Annotated in this window: 28 protein-coding genes; 10 read left to right on the top strand and 18 right to left on the bottom strand. The window is 71.4% G+C overall.

Features of this window, described 5'->3' with window-relative positions:
• Nucleotides 1-13: 13 nt before the first annotated feature.
• The 3 genes from ABFX55_RS48580 (at nucleotide 14) to ABFX55_RS48570 (ending at nucleotide 3,528) form a co-directional block, all read left to right on the top strand.
• Nucleotides 14-982 (top strand): TIGR03557 family F420-dependent LLM class oxidoreductase, encoded by a 969-nt coding sequence (locus ABFX55_RS48580; protein ID WP_346130926.1) that lies wholly within the window; start codon nucleotides 14-16, stop codon nucleotides 980-982.
• A 50-nt stretch (nucleotides 983-1,032) separates the two neighbouring features.
• Nucleotides 1,033-2,220, top strand: coding sequence for a cytochrome P450 (locus ABFX55_RS48575; protein WP_346130925.1), 1,188 nt, complete (start codon nucleotides 1,033-1,035; stop codon nucleotides 2,218-2,220).
• A 189-nt stretch (nucleotides 2,221-2,409) separates the two neighbouring features.
• A complete protein-coding gene (locus ABFX55_RS48570; RefSeq protein WP_346131486.1) occupies nucleotides 2,410-3,528 on the top strand; it encodes an alkene reductase in 1,119 nt (372 codons plus the stop codon).
• Nucleotides 3,529-3,541: 13 nt separating this feature from the next.
• Here the strand turns inward: ABFX55_RS48570 and ABFX55_RS48565 are convergent, their stop codons facing one another.
• From ABFX55_RS48565 to ABFX55_RS48550, 4 genes are read right to left on the bottom strand one after another with little or no spacing between them, the layout of a single operon-like run.
• On the bottom strand, nucleotides 3,542-3,730 hold the full coding sequence (locus tag ABFX55_RS48565) for a hypothetical protein (protein ID WP_346130923.1): 189 nt from the start codon (nucleotides 3,728-3,730) through the stop codon (nucleotides 3,542-3,544).
• Nucleotides 3,696-6,761, bottom strand: coding sequence for an AfsR/SARP family transcriptional regulator (locus ABFX55_RS48560; protein WP_346130921.1), 3,066 nt, complete (start codon nucleotides 6,759-6,761; stop codon nucleotides 3,696-3,698). The genes ABFX55_RS48565 and ABFX55_RS48560 overlap by 35 nt, the downstream gene beginning before the upstream one ends.
• 34 nt (nucleotides 6,762-6,795) lie before the next feature.
• Nucleotides 6,796-7,293, bottom strand: a complete 498-nt coding sequence (locus ABFX55_RS48555) for an ion channel (RefSeq protein WP_346130919.1) — start codon at nucleotides 7,291-7,293, stop codon at nucleotides 6,796-6,798.
• Nucleotides 7,294-7,329: 36 nt separating this feature from the next.
• Nucleotides 7,330-7,755, bottom strand: coding sequence for a helix-turn-helix domain-containing protein (locus ABFX55_RS48550; RefSeq protein ID WP_346130917.1), 426 nt, complete (start codon nucleotides 7,753-7,755; stop codon nucleotides 7,330-7,332).
• A gap of 46 nt (nucleotides 7,756-7,801) precedes the next feature.
• On the opposite strand from ABFX55_RS48550, the gene ABFX55_RS48545 reads away from it, so the two are divergent.
• Nucleotides 7,802-8,764 (top strand): NAD(P)/FAD-dependent oxidoreductase, encoded by a 963-nt coding sequence (locus ABFX55_RS48545; RefSeq protein ID WP_346130915.1) that lies wholly within the window; start codon nucleotides 7,802-7,804, stop codon nucleotides 8,762-8,764.
• 5 nt (nucleotides 8,765-8,769) lie between these two features.
• Complete coding sequence (locus tag ABFX55_RS48540) at nucleotides 8,770-10,194, top strand: MDR family MFS transporter (RefSeq protein WP_346130914.1); 1,425 nt, start codon at nucleotides 8,770-8,772, stop codon at nucleotides 10,192-10,194.
• Between the two features lie 144 nt (nucleotides 10,195-10,338).
• Here ABFX55_RS48540 and ABFX55_RS48535 read toward each other — a convergent pair whose 3' ends face one another.
• Nucleotides 10,339-11,292 carry an AraC family transcriptional regulator gene (locus ABFX55_RS48535; RefSeq protein WP_346130912.1) on the bottom strand — a complete coding sequence of 318 codons (954 nt, stop codon included), beginning with the start codon at nucleotides 11,290-11,292 and terminating at the stop codon, nucleotides 10,339-10,341.
• Nucleotides 11,293-11,406: 114 nt separating this feature from the next.
• Between ABFX55_RS48535 and ABFX55_RS48530 the strand changes: the two genes are divergently transcribed.
• Nucleotides 11,407-11,856: a DUF6069 family protein gene (locus ABFX55_RS48530; protein WP_346130911.1), complete on the top strand. Its 450-nt coding sequence runs from the start codon at nucleotides 11,407-11,409 to the stop codon at nucleotides 11,854-11,856.
• An 8-nt stretch (nucleotides 11,857-11,864) separates the two neighbouring features.
• On the opposite strand, the gene ABFX55_RS48525 is transcribed toward ABFX55_RS48530, so the two are convergent.
• Complete coding sequence (locus ABFX55_RS48525; RefSeq protein WP_346130909.1) at nucleotides 11,865-12,245, bottom strand: winged helix-turn-helix transcriptional regulator; 381 nt, start codon at nucleotides 12,243-12,245, stop codon at nucleotides 11,865-11,867.
• 75 nt (nucleotides 12,246-12,320) lie between these two features.
• Between ABFX55_RS48525 and ABFX55_RS48520 the strand changes: the two genes are divergently transcribed.
• A complete protein-coding gene (locus ABFX55_RS48520) occupies nucleotides 12,321-12,890 on the top strand; it encodes a carboxymuconolactone decarboxylase family protein (RefSeq protein ID WP_346130908.1) in 570 nt (189 codons plus the stop codon).
• A 33-nt stretch (nucleotides 12,891-12,923) separates the two neighbouring features.
• On the opposite strand, the gene ABFX55_RS48515 is transcribed toward ABFX55_RS48520, so the two are convergent.
• Nucleotides 12,924-13,571 (bottom strand): response regulator, encoded by a 648-nt coding sequence (locus ABFX55_RS48515; RefSeq protein ID WP_346130906.1) that lies wholly within the window; start codon nucleotides 13,569-13,571, stop codon nucleotides 12,924-12,926.
• A gap of 4 nt (nucleotides 13,572-13,575) precedes the next feature.
• Nucleotides 13,576-14,724 (bottom strand): sensor histidine kinase, encoded by a 1,149-nt coding sequence (locus ABFX55_RS48510; RefSeq protein ID WP_346130904.1) that lies wholly within the window; start codon nucleotides 14,722-14,724, stop codon nucleotides 13,576-13,578.
• 138 nt (nucleotides 14,725-14,862) lie between these two features.
• On the opposite strand from ABFX55_RS48510, the gene ABFX55_RS48505 reads away from it, so the two are divergent.
• The 3 genes from ABFX55_RS48505 to ABFX55_RS48495 all read left to right on the top strand — a co-directional run bounded on the left by ABFX55_RS48505 (nucleotide 14,863) and on the right by ABFX55_RS48495 (nucleotide 17,812).
• Nucleotides 14,863-15,576, top strand: a complete 714-nt coding sequence (locus ABFX55_RS48505; RefSeq protein ID WP_346130903.1) for an ABC transporter ATP-binding protein — start codon at nucleotides 14,863-14,865, stop codon at nucleotides 15,574-15,576.
• A complete protein-coding gene (locus tag ABFX55_RS48500; protein ID WP_346130902.1) occupies nucleotides 15,573-16,316 on the top strand; it encodes an ABC transporter permease in 744 nt (247 codons plus the stop codon). Before ABFX55_RS48505 ends, ABFX55_RS48500 begins: the two co-directional genes overlap by 4 nt.
• Before the next feature lie 134 nt (nucleotides 16,317-16,450).
• Nucleotides 16,451-17,812 carry a serine hydrolase domain-containing protein gene (locus ABFX55_RS48495; protein ID WP_346130900.1) on the top strand — a complete coding sequence of 454 codons (1,362 nt, stop codon included), beginning with the start codon at nucleotides 16,451-16,453 and terminating at the stop codon, nucleotides 17,810-17,812.
• A gap of 7 nt (nucleotides 17,813-17,819) precedes the next feature.
• Here the strand turns inward: ABFX55_RS48495 and ABFX55_RS48490 are convergent, their stop codons facing one another.
• The 10 genes from ABFX55_RS48490 to ABFX55_RS48445 form a co-directional block, all read right to left on the bottom strand.
• On the bottom strand, nucleotides 17,820-17,999 hold the full coding sequence (locus ABFX55_RS48490; RefSeq protein ID WP_183658227.1) for a hypothetical protein: 180 nt from the start codon (nucleotides 17,997-17,999) through the stop codon (nucleotides 17,820-17,822).
• An 80-nt stretch (nucleotides 18,000-18,079) separates the two neighbouring features.
• Nucleotides 18,080-19,045, bottom strand: a complete 966-nt coding sequence (locus ABFX55_RS48485) for an ABC transporter ATP-binding protein (protein ID WP_346130898.1) — start codon at nucleotides 19,043-19,045, stop codon at nucleotides 18,080-18,082.
• Complete coding sequence (locus tag ABFX55_RS48480; RefSeq protein ID WP_346130896.1) at nucleotides 19,042-20,013, bottom strand: ABC transporter ATP-binding protein; 972 nt, start codon at nucleotides 20,011-20,013, stop codon at nucleotides 19,042-19,044. The genes ABFX55_RS48485 and ABFX55_RS48480 overlap by 4 nt, the downstream gene beginning before the upstream one ends.
• The gene (locus ABFX55_RS48475) at nucleotides 20,010-20,840 is read right to left on the bottom strand and encodes an ABC transporter permease (RefSeq protein ID WP_346130894.1); all 831 of its coding nucleotides are present in this window, start codon (nucleotides 20,838-20,840) and stop codon (nucleotides 20,010-20,012) included. Before ABFX55_RS48475 ends, ABFX55_RS48480 begins: the two co-directional genes overlap by 4 nt.
• Nucleotides 20,837-21,808, bottom strand: coding sequence for an ABC transporter permease (locus ABFX55_RS48470; protein WP_346130892.1), 972 nt, complete (start codon nucleotides 21,806-21,808; stop codon nucleotides 20,837-20,839). Before ABFX55_RS48470 ends, ABFX55_RS48475 begins: the two co-directional genes overlap by 4 nt.
• On the bottom strand, nucleotides 21,805-23,406 hold the full coding sequence (locus ABFX55_RS48465; protein WP_346130891.1) for an ABC transporter substrate-binding protein: 1,602 nt from the start codon (nucleotides 23,404-23,406) through the stop codon (nucleotides 21,805-21,807). The genes ABFX55_RS48470 and ABFX55_RS48465 overlap by 4 nt, the downstream gene beginning before the upstream one ends.
• Nucleotides 23,406-24,101, bottom strand: a complete 696-nt coding sequence (locus ABFX55_RS48460; RefSeq protein ID WP_346130889.1) for a PIG-L deacetylase family protein — start codon at nucleotides 24,099-24,101, stop codon at nucleotides 23,406-23,408. The genes ABFX55_RS48465 and ABFX55_RS48460 overlap by 1 nt, the downstream gene beginning before the upstream one ends.
• The gene (locus ABFX55_RS48455; protein ID WP_346130887.1) at nucleotides 24,098-25,039 is read right to left on the bottom strand and encodes a GNAT family N-acetyltransferase; all 942 of its coding nucleotides are present in this window, start codon (nucleotides 25,037-25,039) and stop codon (nucleotides 24,098-24,100) included. The genes ABFX55_RS48460 and ABFX55_RS48455 overlap by 4 nt, the downstream gene beginning before the upstream one ends.
• Nucleotides 25,040-25,229: 190 nt before the next feature.
• Nucleotides 25,230-25,574, bottom strand: a complete 345-nt coding sequence (locus tag ABFX55_RS48450) for an ArsR/SmtB family transcription factor (RefSeq protein ID WP_346130886.1) — start codon at nucleotides 25,572-25,574, stop codon at nucleotides 25,230-25,232.
• Nucleotides 25,571-26,503 carry a 2-dehydropantoate 2-reductase N-terminal domain-containing protein gene (locus ABFX55_RS48445; protein WP_346130885.1) on the bottom strand — a complete coding sequence of 311 codons (933 nt, stop codon included), beginning with the start codon at nucleotides 26,501-26,503 and terminating at the stop codon, nucleotides 25,571-25,573. The genes ABFX55_RS48450 and ABFX55_RS48445 overlap by 4 nt, the downstream gene beginning before the upstream one ends.
• Nucleotides 26,504-26,549: the final 46 nt, after the last annotated feature.

Genomic DNA, 26,549 nt, shown 5'->3' with positions numbered 1-26,549 from the left:
AAACCACGACTTCATGGTGCACATTGGATACACCCTGATGTCCGAGCAGACTCCCGCCCGGCAGCTCGTGGACTACGCCGTCACCGCCGAGCAACTCGGCTTCGACTTCGCGGTGATCTCCGACCACTACTTCCCCTGGATCGAGGAGATGGGGCACTCGCCCTACGCGTGGTCGGTGCTCGGCGCGGTCGCGCACGCGACGCAGCGGATACCGCTCATGACGTACGTCACCTGCCCGATCATGCGTTACCACCCTGCCGTGGTCGCGCAGAAGGCCGCCACGATGGGGGCGCTGAGCGGCGGCCGCTTCACGCTCGGCCTGGGCGCGGGGGAGAACCTGAACGAGCACGTGATCGGTGAGGGCTGGCCGCCCGCCGACACGCGGCACGAGATGTTCCGCGAGGCGATCGAGATCATCAAGGAGCTGTTCGGCGGGGACTACGTCACCTACCACGGCGAGTACTTCAACGTCGACTCCGCCAAGCTCTACGACCGGCCCGACGAGCGGGTCCCGATCGGCATCGCGGCCTCCGGCGGGCGCTCGGCCGCGATCGCCGCCGAACTCGGCGACCTGCTGGTGGTCAACGACCCGATGCCCGAGGTGGTCCAGCAGTTCAACGCCGCGGGCGGTACGGGCAAGCCGGTCTACGGCCAGCTGCCCATCGCCTACGACACCGACGCCGAGGCCGCCAAGGAGCGCGCCCACCGGCTGTGGCGCTGGTCGGGCGTGGGCGGGTGGAAGGTCATGGCGGAGCTGCCAGGCCCGGTGAACTTCGCGGCCGCGGCGAGCACGGTACGGCCCGAGGACGTGGCAGAGAGCGTGCCCTGCGGGGACGCCGTGGACGCCGTCGTCCAGGCGGTGCGGAAGTTCGCCGACGCCGGGTACACGCATGTGGCGCTGGTGCAGATCGGAGCAGACCAGCAGCAGCCGTTCTTCGACTGGGCGAAGGGCTCGCTGCTTCCCGCGCTCAGGGAGATCTAGCCGCGGCTCAGGCCTGTCCAGTCGGTGGATCAGTGGATAGCGTCCGGTTCATGGCCGACTTTGAGCGCTACCCGTTCGTACCCGGTCCACGGGGAGTCCCTGCGCAGACGTACGCCGAGCGGCGGGCCAAGGAGCCCCTCGGCAAGGTCCTGTTGCCCAGCGGGGACACGGCGTACCTCACCACGACCCACGAGGACGCCGTGGCCGTGTTGAGCGACCCGCGGTTCAGCCGCGACCTCAGCCGCCCTGGCGCGCCCAGGATGTTTCCCGGGTTCACCATCGCCGACTCCCCAGGGACCCTCACCAGCATGGACCCGCCCGACCACACCAGGCTGCGCAGGCTGCTGTCGGGGGTGTTCACGCCGCGCGTGGTCAACGGCTGGCGGCCCAGGCTGCGCGAGCTCACCGCCGAGCTCATCGAGGGGCTTCAGGAGGAGTTCGAGTTCCTGCACGACTTCGCCTTCCCCCTGCCCATCCAGGTCATCTGCGACGTCATGGGCGTGCCCGGGATCGACTCCGTCCGGGTTCGGGCCTGGTCGGACGCGATGCTGTCCACCTCCAGCCTGTCGGAGGAGGACAAGCTCACCGCGGCCATGGAGTTCTACGCCTACATGGCCGAGGTGATCGCCGGGCATCGGGAGGATCCGGGGGACGGCCTGCTGGCCGCGATGATCCACGCCCGCGACGGCGAGGACCGGCTGAACGAGGACGAGCTCGTGCGCAACGCGCTGGGACTGTTCCTCGCGGGGCACGAGACGACCGGATCGGTGCTGGGCAGGGCGGTGCTCAGGCTGCTCGACCCCCGCGACGGCTACGCCCGGCTGGCCGCCCGGCCCGAGCTGGTGCCCGACGCGGTGGAGGAGCTGCTCAGGATGGAGCAGCCCGGCGACAGCCCGCTGCTCAGGGTGGCCACCGAGGACATCGAGCTGCCTTCGGGCACGGTGCGGAAGGGCGAGGGAGTGATCGCCTCCTTCGCGGGGGCCAACTTCGACCCCTCGGTCTTCCCCGACCCGCACACCATGGACCTGCGACGTGAGACGGCCCAGCACCTCGCCTTCGGCCGCGGCCCGCACTACTGCCTGGGCGCGAACCTGGCGCGCATGGAGCTGCAGGAGATCCTCGGCGTCCTCGTCCGGCGGCTGCCCGGTCTCACGCTGGCGGGAGCGGCCGAGGACGTGCGGTGGACGTCGGGCAGCATCATCATCCGCCCGGCTCGCCTGCCGGTGCGCAAGGGCTGACGCCCGCTTCGTGTCGTGCGTCAGCCCGATGCGCAAGGGCCTGACGCCCGCCTCGTGACGCGCGTCAGCCGACCGTCAGCGCCTCCGAAGCGCCTGAGAGCACAGTCGTCCCTGTCAGCGAAAACACGCAGCAGGGAGCAGATCATGACGACGTACGCCGACGAGGCCACCACCGCGAACGCACCGGTGATGTCGCGCCTGTTCGAACCCGCAAGCCTCGGCGACCTCCGCCTGCCCAACCGCCTGGTGATGGCGCCGATGACCCGCAACCGCGCCGCAGCCGACGGCGTCCCGCAGCCGATCATGGCCACCTACTACGCCCAGCGAGCCTCGGCCGGGTTGATCATCGCCGAGGCGTCCACCCCGAACGCCGTGGGACAGACCTATCCCAACATCACCGCGATCCACGACCGGGCGCACGTGGCCGGGTGGCGGCAGGTGACCGACGCGGTGCGCGCCGCCGGTGGCCGGATGTTCCTGCAGCTGCAGCACGGCGGGCGGGTCGGCCACCCCGACAACAGCGGACTGGCGCCGGTCGCGCCCTCACCGGTCCCGCTCCCCGACACGATCTTCACCCCGAGCGGGCACCAGCCGGCCGTCGTGCCGAGGGAGATGACCATCGACGAGATCCACGCCACCGTGGCCGACTTCGCCGCCGCCGCCCGCAACGCCGTCGACGCGGGCTTCGCCGGGGTGGAGGTGCACGGCGCCAACGGCTACCTCATCCACCAGTTCCTCGCGGGGGGCACCAACCACCGCACCGACGCCTACGGCGGCTCGGTGGCAGGCCGCATCCGGTTCGCGGTGGAGGTGGTCAAGGCCGTCGCCGACGCGGTCGGCCCCGAGCGGGTCGGACTGCGCATCGCTCCCGGACTCACCGTCAACGGCATCGAGGAGGGCGACACCGGCGACATCTACCGGGCGCTGCTCGACGCGCTGGCGGACGTCGGCCTGGCCTACCTGCACGTCGTCTTCGCCGACCCCGGCCAGCCGCTCTTCCACGACCTGCGCAGGCGCTGGCAGGGCACGCTGATCGCCAACCCGATGCTGCCGTGGCCAGGGCCCCTGCCCGCCGACGGCGGCAGGCGGGAGGGCGAGCGGCTCCTGGCCGCGGGAGCCGACCTGATCTCGCTCGGCCGCGCGTTCCTGGCGAATCCCGACCTGGTCGAGCGGCTGCGGACGGGCGCGCCGCTCAACCCGGTGCGTGACACGGGCCTGATGTACGTCGGCGGGGAGAGCGGATACACCGACTACCCCACGCTGGACGCTGTCGCCAGGGCCGAGACGCTCGCCCCGGCCGCCGCGTGACCGGTCGCGCCCGTCAGACGCCCTCCGCCAAGGAGGGCGCGGGCGGCAGCACCTTCGTGGCGGTGAGCGCGGCCTCCTCAGGTGACAGGGTCGCGCCCCGCTGGAAGGCCTCGGCGAAGGCCGTCTGTCCCAGGGCGGCCTTCGCCGCCTCCGTGATCCTGTCGACGTCACCGCGCTCGGCGCGCGGCAGCGGGGCGCCCACGCTCAGGCGCGCGGCCTGCGCAGCGCCGAGCAGCAGGGCCGCGCACCCGCCACCGTCGGCGTCCCCTGTGAGCGCCGCCGCCCCCGCCAGGCCCTCGAGGGAGAGGGCCATGGCGCGCGGCTCCTCGACGGAGCGGGCGATCCGCAGGCCGAGGAGATGGTGAGCCGTCGCTCCCGCCCTGTCCCCCCCGCTGTTCGGCGACGAAGCCGAGCTCCGCGAGCAGCAGATGCTCGCCCACCCGCGAGGACACCGCCGCGTCGCGCAGGCGCAGCAGCCGTGCCTCGGCCTCGTCGAGGTCGCCCGAGCGGCGCGCCCCCAGCGCGAGCCCCATCTCCGAGTGGACCTCGCCGTACTTGTAGCCCTGCTCGACGGCCAGCCGCCGCGCCCGCTCATGCAGCTCACGGGCCCTGTCCCACTCGTGGGCGAGCAGCGCGAGCCTGCCGAGCCCCGAGTAGCGCGCCGACACCTCCGTCTCGAGCCCCAGCTCCTGCGCGATGCGCAGCCCCTCGCTCTGCAGGCGCGTGGCCTCCTCGTAGTCGCCCTTGATCTCGGCGAGCGCGGCGAGCGGCGAGACGGTCTGCAGCTCTCCCCAGCGGTCGCCGAGCTCGCGGAAGAGCCGCGCGCTGCGCAGGCCGTCGCCGGCGATGCCGTCGAGGTCGCCGCGCATCAGCGCCTGCATGGCGCGCAGCCCCAGAGCGGCGGCGCTGCCCCATCGGTCGCCCGCGACGGCGAAGAGGTCGAGGGCGCGGGCGTTGGCCTCCTCGCCGGCGTCGAGATCACCGGCGTTGAACAGACCGTACGCATAGATCCACACGGCCAGGCCGCGCCGCCCCGGGTCCTCGATCTTCGATTCCGGGCACTCCCCCGTGCTGGACCTGTCGCCTGTCAGCAGGGCGAAGGCGTTGCGGAGCACGTGGAGCTCGGCGGCACCCGGAGCGACGGCGAGCACGCTCGACAGGGCGCGACCCGCCTCGTTCAGCCGTCCGCGCAGCAGCCACCACCAGGCGAGGGCGGTGGCGAGCCGTACCGCCTCGGGCGCGGGCGCGCCCGCCTCGGCGGCGCGCCGGGTCGCCTCGTCGAGCGCCGAGCGCAGGTTGGCGGCCTCGGCGTCGAGCCTGCCGAGCCATTCCCGTTGCAGGGCGCCGCGAAGGTGGGGTTCCGCCCGCTCCGCGAGATCCAGGTAGTGGCGTAGGTGCCGCTCCCTGACGTCGCCGACGTCCTCCGCCTCGTGCAGGCGCTCCATCGCGTACGCGGCCACGGACTCGAGCAGCCGGTAACGGGGACCGGCGGGCCCGTCGACCACGACGACGAGGGAGCGGTCGACCAGGCGGGTGACCAGGTCGAGCACCTCCTCGGGGGCCACGCCGTCACCCGCGCACACCGCTTCCGCGGCGTCCAGGGCGCAGCCGTCGCTGTGCACGGCCAGGCGGCGAAGCACGAAGCGTTCCCGCTCGCCGAGCAGCTCCCAGCTCCAGTCGATCATCGCGCGCAACGTCTGCTGCCGCGCGGGCGCTCCGCGCTGTCCCGAGGTCAGCAGCCTGAACCGGTTGTCGAGGCGGGCCGCCAGCTCCCGCACCCCCAGGGCGCGCACCCTGGTCGCCGCCAGTTCGAGGGCGAGCGGAATGCCGTCGAGGCGGCGGCAGATCTCCGCCACCGCATCCAGGGTCTCGCGGGTGGCGCCGTCGAGCGAGAAGCCCGGGGCCGCCGCGGCGGCGCGCTGGGCGAACAGCCGTACGGCGTCGGCCGGCTCGAGCGGCTCCACCAGGAAGACCGCCTCGCCCGCCAGGCCCAGCGGCTCCTGGCTGGTAACCAGGACGCGCAGTCCTGGGGCGGCGCGCAACAGCAGCTCCGCGAGTTCGGCGGCGGGTTCGACGACGTGTTCGCAGTTGTCGAGAACGAGCAGGATCCTGCGGTCGCGCAGGGCGGCGGTGAGCCGTTCGGCGGGCGCGGGAGCGACTCCGAGCCGCTGCGGGCCCGAGGGCACGTCGTCCCTGACACCGAGCACGGCGGCGACCAGCTGCACCAGGTCCGCCAGGCCGCCGCCCTGCCCCGCCAGTTCGACCAGCCACACCCCGTCGGGCACGTCGGCGGCGAGCCTGGCGGCGCTCTCCACGGCGAGCCGTGTCTTGCCGACCCCGCCCGAGCCCGTGAGGGTGACCAGGCGCGCGGCGCCGAGGAGCCGGCCGATCTCGTCCATGGACTGGTCGCGGCCGACCAGCGCGGTGAGCGGGGCGGGGAGATTCGACCGGGGCCGCTGCGACGGGCCGGCGTCCGCCTGCCCTCCGGTGAAGGCGGGCGGTGTCACGTCCTGGCGCAGGATCGCCTGGTGGAGCGCGGCCAGCTCAGGACTCGGATCGAGGCCCAGGTCCTCGGCCAGGCGCTCCCGCAGCTCCGCGTACGAGGCCAGCGCCTCGCTCTGGCGACCTGCCAGGTAGAGGGCGCGGATCTGGACGGCGCGCAGCCGCTCCCTCAGCGGATGGCGCGCCACCAGGTCCGCGAGCTCCCCCACGAGCAGGGTACGGTCGCCCGACTCCAGCCGGGCCTCGGCCTGCTCCTCCAGGACGGCCAGTCGCTGGTCGGCCAGGCGCTGCGCGGCCGTCCGCGCGAACTCCTCGTCGGCGAACTCGGCGAACGCCGGCCCGCGCCACAGCTCGAGCGCCTCGGTGAGGAGCGCGACCCTCGCCCTGGGGTCGCCGGCCAGGCGGGCCCTGCTCGCCAGGCTCTGGAACAGGCGCGCGTCCACCTCGTCGCCCTGCTCGTCGAGGCGCAGCCGGTAGCCGGGCGCCTGGTAGACGACCCTGTCGCGGCCGAGAGCCCGGCGCAGCTGGGAGACCTTGGCCTGGAGGGCGTTGGCGGGGTTGCCCGGCGGCTCCTGTCCCCACAGGTCGTCGATGAGCCGGTCGGCGGAGACCGGCCGCCCCTCGTGCACCAGCAGGTCCGCGAGGAGCGCCCTGACCTTCACCTCGGAGATCCTGACCGCATTCCCCTCGGCGTCCCACACCGTCAGTGGACCGAGCACCCCGAACCGCATGCGAGAACCGTACACACCGCGTGGTGGCGGGCCCTCAGCGCTCGCTCCTGTGGGCGAACGTCAGCCGGTAGGCGCTCACCAGCGCCGCGATGATGACCAGGTCGAAGGCCATCTGCACGGTGACGAGGGCGCGGGCCAGCTGGCCGACGGCGTGCACGTCCCCGAACCCGACCGTGGCGATGGTCGCGACCGTGAAGTACAGCGCGTCGGTGCGGGTGTGCAGGTCCGCGAACTGGTCGCCGTCGATCCTGGCGACCGCGTAGTAGCTCAAGGCGAAGAAGGAGGTCGCGGCGTACAGCAGGTACAGGAGTATCCCCACCCGAGCCTGCCTGTCCCTGCGCGCCACAGCGAGGGTGTGGCGGGCGAACACCCAGACGAGGACGGCCACGCCCAGGAGGAAGAGAGCCGCTCCCAGGCCGACCCTCGGAACGTCGGACCCCTCGCCGATCGGGATCAGGTAGTAGAGCACGATCAACCCGGTCACGAGCGCCGCGTGCTCCAGCACGACCGTGAACTTCCGCCGCTGTGCCACCTCAAGGATCATGCCATCGTGTCGCGGCGATTCACGTCAGACAGGCCGGTCCTCCACCAGGCACACGTTCTCGTGGAGGTTCCAGCCACCGGCCTCGCTCTCGGCCAGCCGCCGGTAGCCGGGGCACTGGGTGAAGTCGTCGGCCTGGCACTGCATGATGTGCTCGATCAGCGCCTTGGACGCCGCGATCTCGTGAAGCCTCCGCTCCAGCTCGGCGTGGTGCCGCTCGAGGATCTCGCGCCGCTCTTTCTGCCCGGGGACGCCGAGGACCTCCCTGATCTGCTCCAGGCTCATCCCTGCCGACTTTGCGCGCAGGATCGTCATGACCCTGACGAAGTGGTCGCTGGTGTACTGGCGGCGACCGCTCACCCTGGTGGCGGGGGCGAGCAGGCCCATGGACTCCCAGTGGCGCAGCACGTGCGGCGCGAGGCCGAACCGCTCGGCCAGCTCCCCGATGCGCATGGAACCACTTGACTTCATGTTGACATTAACTTGCAGACTCTCTCTCATGTCAAGCAACGAATGCCTGTTCGATGTCGTCATCGTCGGCGCGGGCCCCGCGGGGATGTCCGCGGCGCTGACCCTGGGCAGGGCCCACCGCACGACACTTCTGATCGACGCGGGAGAGGGCCGCAACGCCCCCGCCTCGGCGGTCCACAACTTCCTCACCCGCGACGGGACCCCGCCCGCCGAGCTGCGCGAACTCGGCCGCGCCGAGCTGGCGGCCTACCCGGGCGTCCGGGTGCGCGACGAAGCCGTCACCGCCGTGAGCTGCACCGATCGGGGCGCCTTCCGCCTGTCTCTGTCCGGCGGCGACACGGCAGGCGCGCGGCGGCTCCTGCTCGCCACCGGACTGGCCGACGAGCTGCCAGGCCCGCGCGGAACCGGCCCGCTGTGGGGCCGCTCCGCCTTCCACTGCCCCTACTGCCACGGCTACGAGTGCACCGGCAAGGCCGTCGCGGTGATGGGCTCCGAGCCACCCCGTGTCCGGCTGGCGCTGCAGCTGAGCCGCTTCGCCTCCGACGTCGCGCTCTGCACGGACGGCGGAGCGCTCGATCCGGCCTCGCGCGCGACGCTCGAATCGAACGGCGTCACCGTGCGATGCGAGCCCGTCGCCCGTCTGGAGGCGACGGGCGATCGCCTCGAGCAGATCGTGTTCGAGAGCGGCCCGCCGCTGGACAGGGAGGCGCTCTTCGTCGTCAACGCGCCACGCCAGCGCTCAGGCCTGGCCGCCCTGCTGGGCTGCAGGGCCTTCTCCGACGGCTGCGTGGAGGTGAACGAGTTCGGCCAGACCACCGTGCCGGGCGTCTACGCGGCAGGCGACATGGCGCGAAGGGCGACCGTGCCGATGCCGCTGGCCGCCGTCGTCGCCGCCGCGGCGAGCGGCACCGTCGCCGCGGCGGTCATCGACCAGGACCTGCTCAGCGCCGACTTCGCCCTGCCCCACCCGTTCGCCAGGGCCGGGGGTTGAGCGTCATGTCGCAGTCCATCCAGACCGCATCCGACGCCCCGGCCAGAGCGAGCCGGGTTCCGCTGGCCACGGCCGGGCTCCTGATCGGCATGCTGCTGTCGGTCCTCGACCAGACGGTGGTGGCCATCGCGCTGCCCGACATCGCCGCCGACCTGGGCGGCATGGACGCCATCGGCTGGATCGTGACCTCCTACGTGCTGGCCTCGACCACCACCGGCGCGCTCTACGGCCGCTTCAGCGACCGATTCGGACGGCGCGCCGTCTTCGTCACCGCGGTCACCGTCTTCATCGCGGGCTCCGTGCTGTGCGGCGTGGCGCAGTCGACACCCCAGCTGATCGCCGCCAGGACGCTGCAGGGCATCGGCGCGGGCGCGCTGTTCGTCCTGCCCACGATCGCGCTGTCCGAGCTCTACCCGCAGCGCCTGCGCGGCAGGGTGCAGGGTCTCACCGGCGGTGTCTTCGCCGTCGCCAGCGTGGGCGGGCCGCTGGCCGGCGGAGCGATCACCGACGCCGTGGGCTGGCGCTGGATCTTCTACATCAACCTGCCGCTCGGCCTGCTCAGCATCGCCATGGTCGCGTTCGCGCTGCGGCTGCCGAGGACAGGAGGGGGCGGCAGGATCGACGTCGCGGGGTCCGTGCTGCTCGTCGGGGCGACGGTGAGCCTGCTGCTGGTGGCCGAGTGGGGCGGTCACGCCCACGCGTGGGCCTCCCCCGTGATCCTCGGGCTGATCGGCGCCTTCGCCGTGCTCCTGACGGCTTTCGTGTGGTGGGAGCGGCGCGCGGTCAACCCGCTGCTCCCGCCGAAGCTGTTCGCCGACCCCACGCTGCGGGTCGCCCTGCCGGCCACCACGCTCCTCGGTGCGCTGCTCGGCGGCTCGATCGTCTACCTGCCCACCTATCTGCAGGGCGCGTACGGCATGGGCGCCACGCAGGCGGGCCTCGCGCTCAACCCGTACGTCGTCACCTTCATGGCGGTGTCGTTCCTCGCCGGCGCCCGCGTCGGCAGGAGCGGCAGGTACAAGTCCTCGCTGGTCGCCGGCTCGCTCGTCGTGGTGCTGGGCTTCGCGCTGGTCAGCCAGATCGGACCGGGCACCGCCTACGCCGTGCTCGCCCTCGAACTCGGCGTGCTGGGCGTCGGGTTCGGGCTCCTGATGCAGAACCTGGTGGTCGTCGCGCAGAACGCCGCCTCGCCCGCCGATCTCGCGGCCGTCACCTCCGCCACACTGTCGGTGCGCGGCCTCGGCATGTCGCTCGGGGTCGCGAGCTTCGGCAGCCTGCTGACCAGGCAGCTGCAGGGCGGCGGCGCCCAGACCGCCGAGGCGACGGCCGCCGCCGTCCCCGAGGTGCTCTTCTGGGGGGTCCCCGTGGCCGCCGCGCTGGTCGTCCTGCTCGCACTGCTGCCGCGCTCGGTCAACCGCTCGTCGATCTAGCCCCGCCCGCGTGGAGATCCCTGGCGATCTCCACGAAGCGGGCTCTCGCCATGGCCACCCACGGCCTGACGCTCAGGCCCCGGTGGAGCCCCGCCGCTCACACCGAGGCCGCCACCTGCGGCGGCCGCTGAACGAGCGATCGGCTTACGTCGCGGCGGCGGAGGCGGAGACCGCCTCTCCGCCCTGGCGGCGGTATCGGCCCGGCGCGAGACCGTACTCACGTTTGAAGGCGTTGGCGAAGGCGAACTCGGAGGTGTAGCCGACGCGCGTGGCGACCTCGCCGAGCTGGGCGTCGGACTCTCGCAGCATCCGCGCCGCGACGGCCAGGCGCCACCAGGTCAGGTAGGTGAGGGGCGGCTGGCCTGCCAGGGCGGTGAAGCGCTTGGAGAAGGCGGCCCGCGACAGGCGCGCCCGATCGGCGAGGGTCTGGACCGTCCAGGGCCGGGCGGGGTCCTGGTGGATGGCGTGCAGGGCGGCGTTGACCGCCGGGTCGGCCAGGGCGGCCGACCAGCCGGCGGCCTGGCTCTGCGCGGGCCGGCCGGCGAACCAGGCGCGCAGGATGTACACCAGCAGCATGTCCAGCAGGGCGAGCACGAGGGTGTCGGCGCCCAGGCCTGGATGGTCGACCTCGGCGCCGAGCAGGTCGACCGCCGCACGCAGCTCGGGGTGCTGGCCGACCCTGGCGGGCAGGTGGATGACCTCGGGCAGGTCGCGCAGGAGCGGGTGGGCCCTGGCGGGGTCGAGCTGGTAGCCGCCGCACAGTGTCACCGTGACGGGCCCGTTCTGCCCGACGAAGTCGGAGACGAACAGCTCGGTGTCCTCCATCGGGTCGCAGGCGGGCTCGGCCAGCGACGCCGCCGGGCTGTCGGCCAGGCCGTACCCGTGGCCGTGAGGGAAGAACACCACGTCGCCCACGCCGAGCGCGACAGGGTCGCCGGTCGGCGGGATGAGCCAGCAGGATCCCTGCAGGATGACCTGGAATCCGGCCGATCCCGGCACCGAGGGGAAGCGCTGCCCCCACGGACCGTGCCAGGCGACCCTTGCCGAGCGGGGCCTCCCGGAGCGCATGATGGCGATCACATCGCTGAGCACATCCATGCGGCGACGCTAGCAGAAGACGACCACGTATAAATCCGCGACTGTGGAGCATTCAGCATCTTCCAACCCCCTCCTACATTTGAGGATCAGTTATCCGCCCCGAAGGAGGACCTCATGGCCGACATGGCCACCATCACCGGCAGCGCCCGCCCCGGAAGCCGCCGGTCACGACCCGTCGCGGTCGCGGGCGCCGTCCTGGCCACCAGCCTGCTCTGGCTCCTCGCCCTGATCCTGGGCATCGACCTCACGGTCGATCAGCGCGACGGCCGGCCGCCCATGGTCGTCGGCCTGCCGATGGTGGCCGGCTTCACGCTGATGCTGTCGTTGCTCGGCTGGGGGGTGCTCGCCGTACTGGAACGCCGCGCGCCGCGTCGCGCCGGGCTCGTCTGGACCGTGCTGGCCGTCGCGGTCCTGGTGCTGTCCTTCGTGCCGATCCTCGGCGTCGGGGCCACGGCGGGGGCCAAGGTCATGCTGTCCCTCATGCATCTGGCGGTCGCGGCCGTGCTCGTCCCCGTGCTGGGCCGCGGGGCGCATGCGACCTCGGCCACCCGGCATCGACCCTGACCTCCGCGTCAGCCGCCGCCTCCGCTCGCGGGCGGCGGCTGCGAGGCCGCCGTCACGCCCGGCGGCGGCGAGAGGACCTCGGCCCACGTGGTGGCCCAGGAGTCGAGAGGCGCCAGCGCGTGGCCGAGCGACGCGCCGAGGGGGGTCAGCTCGTACCCGTCGCTCGAGGAGGCGACGACCTGCGCGGAGGCCAGTTCGCCGAGCCGCTGGTAGAGGACGCTGGAGGAGAGCCCCTGGCAGCGGGACAGCAGGGTCCGCGGCCCCACGGGACCGTCGCGCAGCTCCCAGATGATCCGCAGCGCCCAGCGCCGCCCCAGGAGATCCATCGCGGCCATGATCGGCCGGCCGGTGGTCGAACCGCGCACAGGGGTGCCGGGACGCGGAGCCATGACTCTCCTTGCGTTTCGTTTTCAGCAACATTAGCATCGGCGGGTGTTTCTGATTCCGAAACGCGAGGAGTCCCGTTGCCCAGAATCGCCCCGCTCGACCCGCCCTACTCCGAACAGGCCGAAGCCCAGCTCGCGGCGATGATGCCGGTGGGGGTGCCGCCCATCGCCCTGTTCAGGACCTTCGTCCGCAACCTGCCCATGACCGTCGCCATGCACGGATGGGGCCGCTACGAGCTCGGCCGCGACCTGACGCTCGGCATGCGTGACAGGGAGATCGTGATCGCGAGGACGTGCGCGCGCTGCGGCTGCGAGTACGAGTGGGGCGTGCACGTGATGATGTTCGCCGAGCGGGTGGGCCTGACCCCCGCGCAGGTCACCTCCCTGACGCACGGCACGGCACGGGACGCGTGCTGGACCTCGGAGCGTGACCGGCTGCTGATCAGGGCCGTGGACGCCCTGCACGACACCGCCGACATCGGCGACGAACTATGGGCGGCGCTGGCCGGGGCCATGGACGACCGTCAGCTCCTGGACCTGCTCCTGCTCTGCGGCTGGTACCACGCGATCAGCTTCACCGCGACGGCGACGCGCCTCTCACCCGAACCGGGGGCGCCGTCCTTCGCCGACGTCCTGCCCCCCGCCTGACCTGCCGCCTCGCCGCCGGTACCGGGACCTGGTTCACAGCAGGCCCGCGTCGCGCACCCTCATGGCGACGTGGACGCGGTTGTCGGTCCCCAGCTTGGCGAAGATCCGCGTCACGTTCGCCTTCACGGTCGCGACGCTCATGTGCAGACGTTCGGCGATCTCGGCGTTCGAGCTGCCCCTGGCCACCTCGATCGCGACCTCGCGCTCGCGTTCGGTGAGCCTGGACAGCTCCCGCCGCGCTTCGGGGCGCCGCGGCTCGTGCCTGCCGGTGGCCGCGGCGATCACCTGGTGGACGACGCTGGGGGACAGCACCGGCTCGCCGTTCGCCACGGCGTGGACCGCCTCGATCATCTTCGGCGGCGGGGTGTCCTTGAGCAGGAAGCCGCTCGCGCCGAGCTGGAGGGCGCGCAGCACCATGTCGTCGGCGTCGAAGGTGGTGAGGACGACGATCCTGGGCGGATGCGGCCTGGCCAGCATCAGCTCCGTGGTGGTCAGCCCGTCCTGGACGGGCATCCTGATGTCCATCAGCACGACGTCGGGCCTGAGGTCGCGCACCACCGCCATGGCCCGCAGGCCGTCGCCCGCTTCGCCGACGATCTCGAGGCCGGGGTCGCCGCCGAGGATCAGGCGCAGCCCTGTCCGCACCATCGGGTCGTCATCCACGATCACCAGTCGAGTCACGGTGTCAAGCCTTCCACGGCAGCCGGGCGTCGAGGACGAAGCGTCCGTTCCTGACGGCATGGCTCATGGTGCCGCCGGCCATCCTGGCGCGTTCGGCCAGGCCGACCAGCCCCAGCTTGCCGCCGGGACCCGCGGGCGTCCCCGCGGGCACGGGGTTGCTCACCGTGATCCGCAGGCCGTCACCCGGCCGCCCGCGCAGCTCGGCCGTCACCCTGCTGCCCGGCGCGTGCTTGCGGGCGTTGGTCAGGGCCTCCTGCACGATCCGGTACGTGTGCCGCGCGGTCTGTGCCGGCAGCAGGTTCCTGTCGTGGATCGCGTCGTCCACCTCGACCTGCTGTCCGGCCGCGCGCACCTCGTCGAACAGGGCGTCCAGGTGGGCCAGGGTCGGCTGCGGGGCCTCCACGAGGCTTTCGCGCCTGAGCGTGCCGAGGACGGCGCGCAGTTCGTTCAGCGACTGGTGCGCGTTCTCCTGGATCGCCGACGCCACCTCGCGGGTCTGCTCGGCGGTGAGGTCCTTCCTGTACGCCAGGCCGCCGGCGAGCATCGACAGCAGAGAGATCCGGTGCGCGAGGACGTCGTGCATCTCCTGCGCGATCGCGAGCCGCTCGGCCATCTGCGCCTGCTCCACCCGCTGGAGCTGTGCGGTCCGCTCCGCCGCTCGCTGCGAGGCGGCAAGGTCACGGCGTCCGCGCAGGTAGAGGCCGAGGACGGTCAGCCCTCCGAGCGCGAGGGCCCCGACGACGCCGTAGAAGACGGTCAGCTGGTCGGTGCCCTGCCACCTGGTGGACGCCACCAGGCACAGCCAGAACACGACCGCGACCGGTACCAGCTGCCGCCACCGGCGATGCGTGCACAGGGACACGTACGCGACGCACGCGGGAGCGGTCGCGGTGGAGGAGATGACGGTCAGCAGGGCCGTCGCCAGGGCGACCTGCCATGGCCACCGGCGCCGCCATCGCATCAGGACCAGCCCGATCGCGCCGAGCCCCATGTCGAGCAGCAGCGACCTCAGCACGTCCTGGGCGGAGGGGGCGCGGTCGGTCATCGAGGCCAGGAGGATGCCGTAGAACAGCAGTGGCAGCGCGGCGAACAGGTAGCGCAGCGCCATGCCGAGCCGGTCCAGGGGCGGCTGGTACTCCGTGGGATCGTGCACGCCCTCAGCCTAGGTACCGTGGGCGGCCGCGCTCAGCGACCCAGGTCGACACCTGCCTGGCCGCAGGTCCACATCGAGGGCGGCAGCGCGCTACCTGGGGGCGATGATGCTCGGCCGCGCGCCCGCTGGACTTGATGCGTGATCGAGTTCAACAACGTCAGCAAGGTCTACAAAGAGGTGAAGGCGCTCGACGACGTGTCCTTCACCGTCGAGCCGGGATCCGTCACCGGTTTCCTCGGCCCCAACGGCGCGGGCAAGTCGACGGCCATGCGCATCCTGGCCGGCCTGTCCCGTCCCACCTCGGGCTCGGCCACCGTGCTCGGCCGGCCGTACGGGCAGCTGGACCGCCCCGCCTACCGCGTCGGCACGCTGCTCGACGCCGGCGCCCAGCATCCGGGCCGCACAGGACGGGAGATCCTGACCCTCGGCGCGATCGTCCTCGGCCTGCCGAGGTCACGCGTCGACGACATCCTCGACCTGGTCGGGCTCACCGCCAGGCAGGGACGGCAGACCGTCGGCGGCTACTCGCTCGGCATGAGGCAGCGGCTCGGCATCGGTCACGCCCTCCTCGGCCGGCCCGAGGCGCTCATCCTGGACGAGCCCGCCAACGGACTCGACCCCCACGGCATCCAGTGGATGCGCGGGCTGCTGCGCGACCTCGCGGGCTCGGGTTGCTCGGTGCTGCTCAGCTCACACCTGTTGCACGAGGTGGAGCAGGTCGCCGACCGCATCGTGATGATCGGCCGCGGACGCGTCCTCGCGCAGGGCACCGTCGGCGAGCTCAGCGGGAGCCGCGGTCTCGAACAGGCCTTCCTCGACCTCACCGCGAATTCCGGACGGAGCACGACATGACCCACACCACGGTCCCGACCCCGTTCCGCCGGCTGCTGTGGGCCGAGACCCGCAAGCTCTTCGACACCCGCAGCGGCAAGATCATGACCGCCGTCCTGATCGCGCTGACCCTCGCCTCCATCGTCGGTCGCGGCCTCTCCTCGGGTCCGCGGCTGGACGTCCTGGCCACCACCGCGGGGATCGGTTACGGAACGTTGCTCCCCGTGCTCGGCATCCTCTCCGTGACGGGTGAATGGAGTCATCGCACCGTCCTGACCACGTTCGCGCTCGAACCCCGACGCCGTCGGGTGCTGGTGGCCAAGTGCCTGCCCCCGTTGATCACGGCAGTGGTGGCGAGCCTGTTCGCGATGCTGGTCGCGGTGCCCGTGACGGCCGTCGTCGCCGACGTGCAGGACGTCCCCGCCGTCTGGGATGCCGACCCCCTGGCCCTGCTGGGATGGGCCGTCACGGGTGTGCTCGTGGTCGCGCAGGGGCTGGCCATGGGCATGCTGCTCCTCAACGCGCCGGCCGCGATCGTGATCTGCCTGGCGGCGCCGATGTTGTGGAGCGCCGTCGGACGATCCGGTCCCACCGGCAGTTTCCTGGCCGAGTGGTTCGACCTGGGCGCCACCACCGGTCCCCTGATGGACGGCGCACTGACCGGTGGCGACGCGATTCGGCTGGCCGTGTCCGTGCTCCTCTGGATCGTCGCGCCGATGGCCGCGGGCGTCCTGCGCGTGGTCCGCAAGGAGGTGCACTGATACTCGGTCGTCAGGAGGAGATCGCGTGCAGCCGGTCGACCCCTTCGGGGCCTCGCAATTGGCCACAAACCCTACCTGCGGTATGTCCGTAATATACGGTGCTGCCTGACATATCTGGGACTAGGGAGTCAGCAGTGACGACTATCAGCCGCAGGAACCTCCTCGCAGCGAGCGCGGGAGCCGTACCCGCTCTCGCCCTTGGCCTGCGTCCAGCCGCGGCCGAAAGCGAGCTGACCACCACGGGCATCGTCCCCGCCCAGCTCGCCCGCCTCGACACCATGCTGAAGACCTTCGTCCAGGCGCGCTCGATCAGCTGCGCCCAGCTCGCGGTCTCGAGGAACGGCAAGATCCTGCTGGCCCGCGGCTACGGGCACTACTCCTTCACCCGTGCTCCCTCGCCCAGCCCGTCTCCGACACCGACGCCGACCCCCACCGCGACCCCGAGCCCCAGCGTGAGCCCCAGCCCCAGCGCCTCCCCCACCGCAGGGCCCCTCATCTGGCGGGGGAACAAGGCCGGCCTCGCGCTGGTGCAGCCGACCTCGCTGTTCCGGATCGCCAGCCTGAGCAAACACATCACCAGCGCCGCGATCATGCGACTCGTCCAGGACGGCAAGCTGTCGCTCGGCGCCTCCGTGACCACTCTGCTCGGCCTGTCGGCCGCGGCCGACGCGCGCCTGGCCAAGGTGACCGTCCTGCGCCTGATGCAGAACCTCGGCGGCTGGGACAAGGAGGTGTCCAAGCGCGACTACCTGTTCTCCGACCACGCCATCTCGGCGACCCTGGACGTGCCGCTGCCCATCACGCACGCGCACATCCTCAAGTACGCCACCCAGCGGCCGCTCGACTTCGCCCCCGGCACCCGCATGTCGTACAACAACTACAACTTCCTGCTGCTGGGCCGGATCATCGAGAAGGCCTCGGGCCAGAGCTACGAGTCGTACGTCAAGCAGAAGGTGCTCGCCCCTGTCGGCATCACCAGGATGCGGCTGAGCAGGAGCGTCGAGGAGGGCCTGCCCTACCACTCGAAGTACACGGCCAAGACGGTCCTGGACGACTCGGGCGCCGTGGTCCCCCACCCGTACGGCGGCGCCAACTACGCCAACCTCGACTCCGCGGGCGGCTGGCTGGCCTCGGCGATCGACCTGGTCAGGCTCTCCACGATCTTCACGGGCGGGGGCGGCGTGCTGAGCTCCGCCTCGGTCGCCAAACTGCTGGCCAAGCCCGAGACCGGCCTCAACCAGCACGGCTCCTGGTACGCGGGCGGCTGGTGGGTTCGCACCATGGGCTCGGGCCTCAACACCTGGCACAACGGCTCGCTGCCCGGCACGTTCGCGATCCTCACCCGCATGCACAACGGAGTCACCTTCTGCGCGACGTTCAACCGGCGGGAGGAGGAGGGCGCCGCCGACTACGACGCGCTGCAGGAGCAGCTGTACGACGCCGCCATGGGCATCACGTCGTGGCCGACGACGGACCTCACGCCCCGCTACTTCTGAGCCTGTCTCAGAGGTGACGCCAGCACATGCCGTAGCCGCCGCCCTCCCAGTCGAAGCACCAGTCCCACACCCACTCCATGTCCTGCGCCTGGGCCGGAGCGGCGGTGGCGCCGCCGATCACGCCGGCGGCGAGGACGCCGAGCACGACGGCTGTGAGCCGCCTGCCGACCCTGGAAGAACGCGACATCGCATGACTCCTTCTCTTTCGTCGGGACACGAAAGAGTTCACCGCGACCGAACTGCGGATCACTTGGGACCGCTTGCGGATCAGTTGTGCCGGAGTCCAGCGGCCTCGGCGTGCCAGCAGTGGGTCCACCGGCCGTCGCCGAGCTCGGTGCGGCCCGGCACCCGCGTGGCGCAGATCGGCAGCGCGACGGGGCAGCGCGGGTGGAAGCGGCACCCGCTCGGCGGCGCCATCAGGCTGGGCGGCTCGCCGTGCCGGGTTCCGTCGAGCGGCGTCACCCTGTCGGGGTCGGGAGCCGAGTCCAGCAGCAGCTGGGTGTAGGGGTGGCGGGCCGCCTGGGTGAGCGCCTCGCCGGGGCCGCTCTCGATCAGCCGTCCCGCGTACATGACGGTGATGTCCTCGGCGAAGTAGCGGGCGCTGGCGATGTCATGCGTGATGTACAGCAGCGCCAGCCCGCTGTCGTCGGCCAGCTTCTCCAGCAGCCGCAGCACGCCGAGCCTGATCGACACGTCGAGCATGGAGACGGGCTCGTCCGCGATCAGCGCGATCGGCCGTACGGCGAGCGCCCGCGCGATCGCCACCCGCTGCCGCTGCCCGCCCGACAGCTCGTGCGGCAGCTTGTCCATGAACTGCTCGACGGGCGTGAGGCTGACCCGTTCCAGCAGCTCGGCCACCAGCTCGCGCTCGTGCGCGGTGGAGCGGACGTGCCCGTGGACGCGCATCGGCCTGGCCAGGTGGTAGCGGACCCGGTGGAAGGGGTTGAGGGAGGCGAACGGGTCCTGGAAGATCAGCTGCACCTGCCGCCTGTACTCCCTGAAGCCCCTCACCCTCCGCCCGCGCAGCAGCACCTCGCCCGACGTCGGCGGATACACCTGGGCCAGCAGCCTGGCCACGGTGCTCTTGCCGCAGCCGCTCTCCCCCACCAGCGCCGTCACCGACCCGGCGCGCAGCGCCAGCGAGACGTCCTCGACCGCGCGGACGGTGCCCCGGCCGCGGGCGGCTCTGAAGTGCTTGGTGAGGTTCCTGCCTTCGAGCACGACCTCGCTCACTGGACCCCCTTCCCCTCGTTGAGCAGACAGGCCACGTCGGGATCGAGCCGCGGCAGGGTCGAGTCGCAGGCGTCGAAGGCGAAGCGGCAGCGCGGGTGGAAGGCGCAGCCGGACGGCAGCGAGCGCAGGTCGGGCGGGGTGCCTGGGATGCCGAGCAGTTCCTCGCGCGGCCCGTGCAGGCGGGGGAAGGAGCGCAGCAGCCCCAGCGTGTACGGGTGGCGCGGGGCCTTGTGCAGGGCTCGGGCGTTGCCGGTCTCGACGACCCTGCCCGCGTACATGATGGCGATCCGGTCGGAGATCTCCATCAGCAGCGACAGGTCGTGGGTGATGAACAGGACGGCGAAGCCGTACTCCTCCCTCAGCGCCCTGATCTCGTGGAGGATGTCGCGCTGCACCACCACGTCGAGCGCGGTGGTGGGCTCGTCCATGATGATGATCTCCGGGTTGAGCGCCAGCGCGATGGCGATCGCCGCGCGCTGGCGCATGCCGCCTGACAGCTCGTGCGGGTAGCTGCGCCGGCGGTCCGCGCTGATGCCGACCCGCTGCAGCAGCTCCACCGAGCGCTCGACGCGCGCCTTCCTCGACATGCCGGGGACGTGGATGCGGAGCACGTCGTCGATCTGCGAGCCGACCGTGCTGACCGGGTTGAGCGAGTTCATGGCGCTCTGGAAGACGACCGCCAGCTCCCTCCACCGGAAGGCGCGCAGCTCCTCGCGTCTCAGCCCCAGCACGTCCACGGGCGGGCCTTCGGCCCGATGGTAGGTCACCGAGCCGCCGGTGATCGTGGCCGGTGGCCGCAGCAGCCGCCCGATCGCGTGCGCGAGCGTGGACTTGCCGCTGCCGCTCTCCCCCGCCAGCCCGAGGATCTCGCCGCGTCGCAGGTCGAGCGAGACGTCGGCGACCGCGTGGACGGCACCGCTCGACGACAGGTAGTCGACGCCGAGCCCGCGCACTTCCAGGACGTTCACGCCTTCGCCTCCTTGGGGAGCTTGACCGTGCGCAGCCGGGGGTTGGCGATCTCGTCCAGGCCGAAGTTGACCAGCGCCAGCCCCGTGCCGATGAGCGCGATGCAGAGCCCGGGCGGCACGAACCACCACCAGGCGCCGACCAGCAGCGCCTGGCCGTTCTGCGCGAAGTAGAGCATGCTGCCCCAGCTCACCGTGGACAGGTCGGCCAGGCCGAGGAAGGAGAGCCCGGCCTCGGCCAGGATGGCCCCGACCACGGTGGCGAGGAAGCTCGTGGCGATCACCGGCAGCAGCACGGGCATGATCTCGAAGAAGACGATCCTGAACGGGCCCTCGCCGCCGGCCCTGGCCGCCTCCACGAAGTCGCGCCGCCGTACGGACAGGGTCTGGGCGCGCAGCACGCGCGCGCCCCACGCCCAGCCGGTCACGGCGATCACCACCGCGACCGAGGTGACGCCGCGCTGGGGCAGGTAGCCCGCCAGCACGATGATCAGCGGCAGCGCGGGCAGCACCAGGAAGATGTTGGTGAGCACCGAGAGCACCTCGTCGACCGCGCCGCCGAAGTAGCCGCCGACCAGGCCCACGGCGATGGCGAAGAAGGTGGCGATGACCGCCGAGAGCAGGCCGACGCCCATCGAGACCCGCGAGCCGTGCACGATCTGCGTGAGCACGTCCTGACCGGTCTGCGTGGTGCCGAGCCAGTGCTCGGCCGACGGGCCCTGGAGCCCCGCGTCGCTGGTCGCGGCCGGGTCGGCGGGCAGCAGCAGCGGCCCGAGGAGCGCCATCAGCACGAAGAAGACCAGGATGCCGATGCCTATGCGGATCTTCATTGGCGCGTCCTTGGGTCGAGGATCACGTAGGCGAGGTCGGCCAGCAGGTTCGCGACGAGGACGGCCAGAGAGATCACCAGGAAGATGCCCTGCATGAGCGGGAAGTCCTCGTTCTCCACGCCCTTGAGCAGCATCGAGCCGATGCCGGGATAGGAGAAGACGATCTCGGTCAGCACCGAGCCGCCGACCACGAAGCCCAGCGACAGCGCGAAGCTGGTGATGTTGGGCAGGATCGCGTTGCGGGCGGCGTAGGCCCACATGACGCGGCGGCTGGTCAGCCCCTTGGCCTCGGCCATGACGACGTAGTCCTCGCCGAGCGTGGTGACCATGACGTTGCGCATGCCGAGGATGCGGTCGGCCATCGAGGCCAGCACGATCGTGACCGCGGGCAGCGTCGCGTGGTAGGCCATGCTGGCCAGGAACTCCGCGTCGAAGCCGGGCGTCACCTCCAGCCCGTACGCTCGCGAGCCGGGGAACCACTGCAGCGTCGAGCCGAAGACGAAGACCAGCACGAGCGCCACCCAGAAGTACGGCACCGCGTGCAGGAAGGTCGCGGCGGGCAGCACCCCGTCGAGCCAGGTGCCGCGCTTCCAGGCCATCAGCACCCCGAGCGAGGTGCCGACCACGTAGCTGATCAGCGTGGCCACGCCCACCAGCCCGATCGTCCACGGCAGGCTGTCGGCTATGACCGTGGACACCTCGGTCGGGAAGAACGTGATCGAGCGCCCGAGCTCGCCGCGGAACAGGTTGCCCAGGTAGTCCACGTACTGCGTCCACAGGCCGGCGTCGCTGATGCCGAACGCCTTCTTCATCGCCTCGATCGCGGCCGGGTCCACGTTGCCCTTGAGCCTGGCCACCAGCAGGTCCACCGGATCCCCCGGCATCAGCCGCGGGATCAGGAAGTTGAGCGTGACGGCGGCCCAGGCCGTGAGGAGATAGAACCCGAGCCGCCTGGTCAGGAACCTCACGTGCCCGCGGGCCTCAGGTTGAGCAGCACCACGGCCGCGTCGGGCGAGGTGTACGGCGAGGGCATCGCGTACGGGTCCTGCGCCGACGGCCAGCCCACGTACTTGTTCGTCCTGAACTGCGCCCAGGCGGGGCTGTAGAACAGCGGCAGCACCGGCAGCTTCTCCACCATGATCCTGCCGAGCTCCTGGGTGGCCCGCTGCTGCTCGGCCAGATCCTCGGTGGCGGCGTAGGCGTTGATCAGCTTGTCCGTCTCAGGGTCCTTCCACCGCTGGTAGTTGCCGGTGGCGGCGGTGCCGACGGGCTTGGCCAGCTCGCTGAGGAGCAGCGACCTCATCTGGAAGTACGGCGAGGCGCCCGCGGGCGTGGCCCTGATCGACAGGTCGTAGTTGCCCTTGCCGACCTTGGACACCCAGTCCTGGAAGGCCACGCCCCTGGTCTCGACCGTGATGCCGACCTTGGCGAGGTCCTCCCTGATGAGCTGGGCGGCGTTCACCCAGTCGGTGAACGGCGAGGGCACCAGCAGGGTGAATGTCAGCTGGGCGGGGTCGACGCCCTTCAGCAGCTCCTTGGCCTTCTCGACGTCCACCTTGTAGGCCGCGTCCTTGTACTCGGGCGGCAGGAACGCCTCGCCGCCCGGCATCGGGATGCTGGTCGGATGGGCGACCTCGGTGTAGCCGCGCTCGGCCACCTTGACGATCTTGTCCCGGTCGACGGCCAGGTTGATGGCCTGCCGTACCTCGGGCTTGGACAGGACGGGATGGGTCAGGTTCGGCAGGAGCGAGACCACGCCCTCAGGCGGGAAGTAGTACTTGTTGATCTCCGGCTTGCCCTGGACGTAGATCTTGTCGATGTCGGGCACGAACGCGCCCGCCCAGTCGATCTCGCCCTGCTGCAGCCCTGTCTGGACCGCGTTGGCGGTGTAGGCGGGGAACCTGATCGTCGGGACGACCGGCTTGCCCGGCTGCCAGTAGGCGGGGTTCTTCGTCATCTCGTACAGCTGTGCGGAGAACTTCGAGAGTTTGTACGGCCCGGTGCCGACCGGCTTCGGGTTGGTGAAGGTGACCGGGTTCTCCTTCTCGAACAGGTGCTTCGGCACGATGGCGGTGTTGCCTGAGATGTTGAAGAGCTTGGCGTACGACGTGGTCTTGAAGTCGATCCGCACCTTGTCGGGGGCGAGCACCTCGGTCCCCGAGATCTCCAGTGCCCCCTTGTTGAGCTCGGGGTGCCTGCTCATGGTGTCGAAGGTGAAGGCCACGTCGTCTGCGGTGAACGGCTTGCCGTCGGTCCACTTCACGCCCTGGCGCAGGGTGAAGGTGAGCGCCTTGCCCTCGTCGGCCCACTCGTGGCTCAACGCCAGCCACGGCTTGACCTCGCCGGGCCTGAGCTTGTTGAAGTACTCCAGCGTCTCGTAGATCATCCCGGTCGTGCCGAAGTTCACGCCTTCGAGGTGGAACGGGTTGAAGTTCTCCTGGAAGGTGCCCGAGTCGATGGCGTGCATCACCAGGGGCGGCGCCGCGCCCTTGGCGGTGGATGCCCCGCCGCTCGAACACCCGGCGGCCAGGGCGAGCGCCAGGACGACTGCGGTTAAACGTCTCATCAGAAGGTTCCTCTCACACGGAGGTCACGGGAGCCGACCGGCGCCGCGAAGGCCTGGGCCCTGCGGAGACCGGCAGGAGCGCCGCGCACGGTGGTGAGGGCGCGGTAGTAGTCGACGTACGGGAAGCCGTACGTCTCCCCACGGGCGAACGCGTAGCCCGTGATCGCCTCCGACCAGACCTCGTAGGCCTCGTCGGTCAGCTCGAAGAAGACGTCGGGCCGGTAGCCTTCGGCGTCCTCCCAGTTGTCCGCGTAGAACAGCTGTCCCGCCCAGTGCGCGGGCCGCTCCCGCTCCAGCGTCTTCAGCCCGCCGTAGAAGCGGGCGTCCTCGACGATGCGGTGCGTGCGGGCGTGGTCCTTGTGGATCGACCGGCTCCAGTGGGTCAGGATCACGTCGGGGCGCAGCTCCCTGATCAGGTCGCCGACGCGCATCTTGACGTCCTCGTCCTCGGGCAGCAGGCCGTCCTCGTAGTCGAGGAACCTGGCCTCGGCGCCGATCGCCCCCGCGAACGCCTCGGCCTCGTCGCGCTTCTGCTTGGCGTAGTCGGGCACGGGCAGGCGCGGGTGCCCGCGCTCGCCGAGGGTGAGGTGCAGGAGCGTGGCGCGCCGCCCCTCCAGGACATGCTGCGCGAGTACGGCTCCCGCCGTCAGGTCCATGTCCCCCGCGTGGGCCCCGATGGCCAGGACATGGGTCATGCCGTCCACCTCATGACGTGGAAGCGGCGGGTGACCTGGTATCCCGCCCGGGTGTACAGGTGTCCGGCGGGGCTGGCCTCTCCGGTCCAGAGGAACCACGAGGAGTGCAGGCCCTCGGCCCGCATCCTCGTCATCGTGAGGTGAAGCAGGATCTTGCCGAGCCCGGTGCCCCGCTCGCCCTCGTCCACGCCGAAGGGCCCGAACCGCTCGGGGATGCCGCGGTAGGCGGCATACAGCGCGAACCCCACCAGCCGGTCCCGCTTCTTGGCGATGACCATGCGGGTGGGGTCCCTGTGGTGGCGGATCGCCTCACCCCAGTCGGGGTTGAACTCGTCGGCCGCGAACCTGATCAGCTCGGGCAGTTCGCCGTCGGCAGGGCTGCGGAAGCCGTACCCTTCGCTCTCCCGTTTGGCGCGCAGCTCGTGCACGTCCTGCGGTGTCAGGTAGCCGACCAGCGTGCGGTCCATCGCGACCGGCGAGTAGAGGGTGCCGAACCCGAGACCGGTCAGCAGGGCGAACCCGTCGGGGTAGAGCTCGGGGTCAGCGCCGGGCAGCACGTAGTTGGGCGTGTAGGAGGCGAAGTCGACCCGCGTCCTCCCCCTGGCCCGCAGGAACTCCAGCGCCTCGGTGAGCAGGCGCCGTCCGAGCCCGCCACCCCGGTGGTCCGGCGCGACGAAGAAGAACGGGATCCAGCCCGTCTCGGGCTCCAGGTCCGTGCCCGGCGCGAGCGGCGTCAGCCGGCGGACGGCGTAGGCACATCCCACCACGCGCCCCTCCGCCACGGCCACGCGCAGGCCTTCAGGGTCGAAGTTGGGGTCGAGCAGGACGCAGTCGCGAAACCACGCCGCGGTCGTGGGGTCGCCTGGCAGGCTCCGGTTCCAGGATTCGATCAGAGAGTGCTCGTCACCGGGGGCGAACGCGCGGACAGTGACCGTCATGCCCAAGAGCTTTGCGATTGGTCAGGCCCAAGGTCAATAAGTTCGGGGAAGAAATTTTCTCTAGTGGCTACCCTCTAGAAACTTTCCTTCGTCTCGGGTAACTATGGAACGTTGGCTTACCAGATCTCCTTCTTCACAGCAGCGCGTCGTCGACATCACGGCCGGTCTCATGCACGTACGGATGAACGCGTCATCGCGGAGGTGATGCCGTGGCGCACGAGACGATCAACGTGGCGAGGTCGCGCATCGGCGTCAGCAGCTGCGGGTAGTCGGCGGCGTTGAGGGCGTACAGGCGCTGGGTGCCGCTGCGCCGTACCGTCACGAGCCTCGCGTCGCGCAGGATCTTCAGGTGGTGGGAGGCCGCAGGCTGGGACAGGTTCAGGTGGGCGGCGATCTCGCCGACGCTGCGCGGATCGGCGGACTCCAGGAGGAAGACGATGATCTCCTGCCTGCGCTCGTCGCCCAGCGCGGTGAACAGCGGCCTGGTCTGCGCGAAGAGGGCGACAACGTCCTGAGCCGCCACCGGGCCGCTCACGCCGGCGCTCCTTCGGGAAGGGAGTCGCGAAGGGCGACGAGGTGGGTCACGGGGAGCGCGCGGGCGGCGCCCTCGGCGATCCAGCCGTCCAGCATCAGCCGGGTCTGCGCGCCGACCTTGGTGAAGTGCGCTTGCAGGTAGCGCGGCAGGTCGAAGGGGGTCAGCAGCGGCAACGCGCGCAGGGCCAGGCCCACGGCCCAGGCCGGCACGGACAGCGGGGGGCGCCCTCCGTGCTGAGCCGCCGTCACGGCGACCGCCTCGCGGCTGGCCGCCGCCGCACCTCCCAACCTCCTCCGTACGGCCCGCAACGACCAGCCCGCGCTCTCGATCGCGGCGATGTAGGGAACCAGTCTGGCGGCGGTGACCTCGCCGGACCCGGCCTTGCGCACCCGCCTCACCCGCGCACCGCCGCGCCGCAGCGCGTCGATGACCTGCGGGGCGCGCGCCCCCGCGACCCCCATCGCCGAGCCTGGCGGCACCCAGTAGGCCACACCCTGGCCCGGTACCTCCCCCGCCAGTGGCGCCTGGTAGGCGAGCAGCGTCGGCGTCACCTGGACGATCGACTCCCGCGGCCAGACCCCGGCCAGGGTGTCCAGGTCGTGCGGGTCCTGGCCGATGGTGACCACGGTCGCCGCACCGGCCGCCGCGCGCAGCTCACGCGTCCAGTCTCCGCGCAGCGCGGGAGAGTCGACGCAGAGCCACACCATGTCCCACGCTTCTCGCGGCGGCCGGCTGATCACCTGGTGCGGCACCAGCCGCCTCCCGACCGCCGGCCGGCCCTTCCTCAGCCGGAACAGCTCCACCCCGTCCTCGGCCCAGCCCTCCCTGCCCTGCCGCACCAGGAAGCTGACCTCGGCTCCCCCCTCGGCCAGCCAGGAGCCGAAGACCTGCCCAAGCGCCCCCGCCCCGACCACCAGCACCTTGGACATCGCCCCTCCATACATCCATCTAAATATTTGGATATATCGAGACTAG

This window comes from Nonomuraea roseola, assembly GCF_039535395.1.
Taxonomy (GTDB): domain Bacteria; phylum Actinomycetota; class Actinomycetes; order Streptosporangiales; family Streptosporangiaceae; genus Nonomuraea; species Nonomuraea roseola.
The sequence above is the reverse complement of the archived record's forward strand: the minus strand, read 5'-3'. Positions and strand labels throughout refer to the sequence as shown.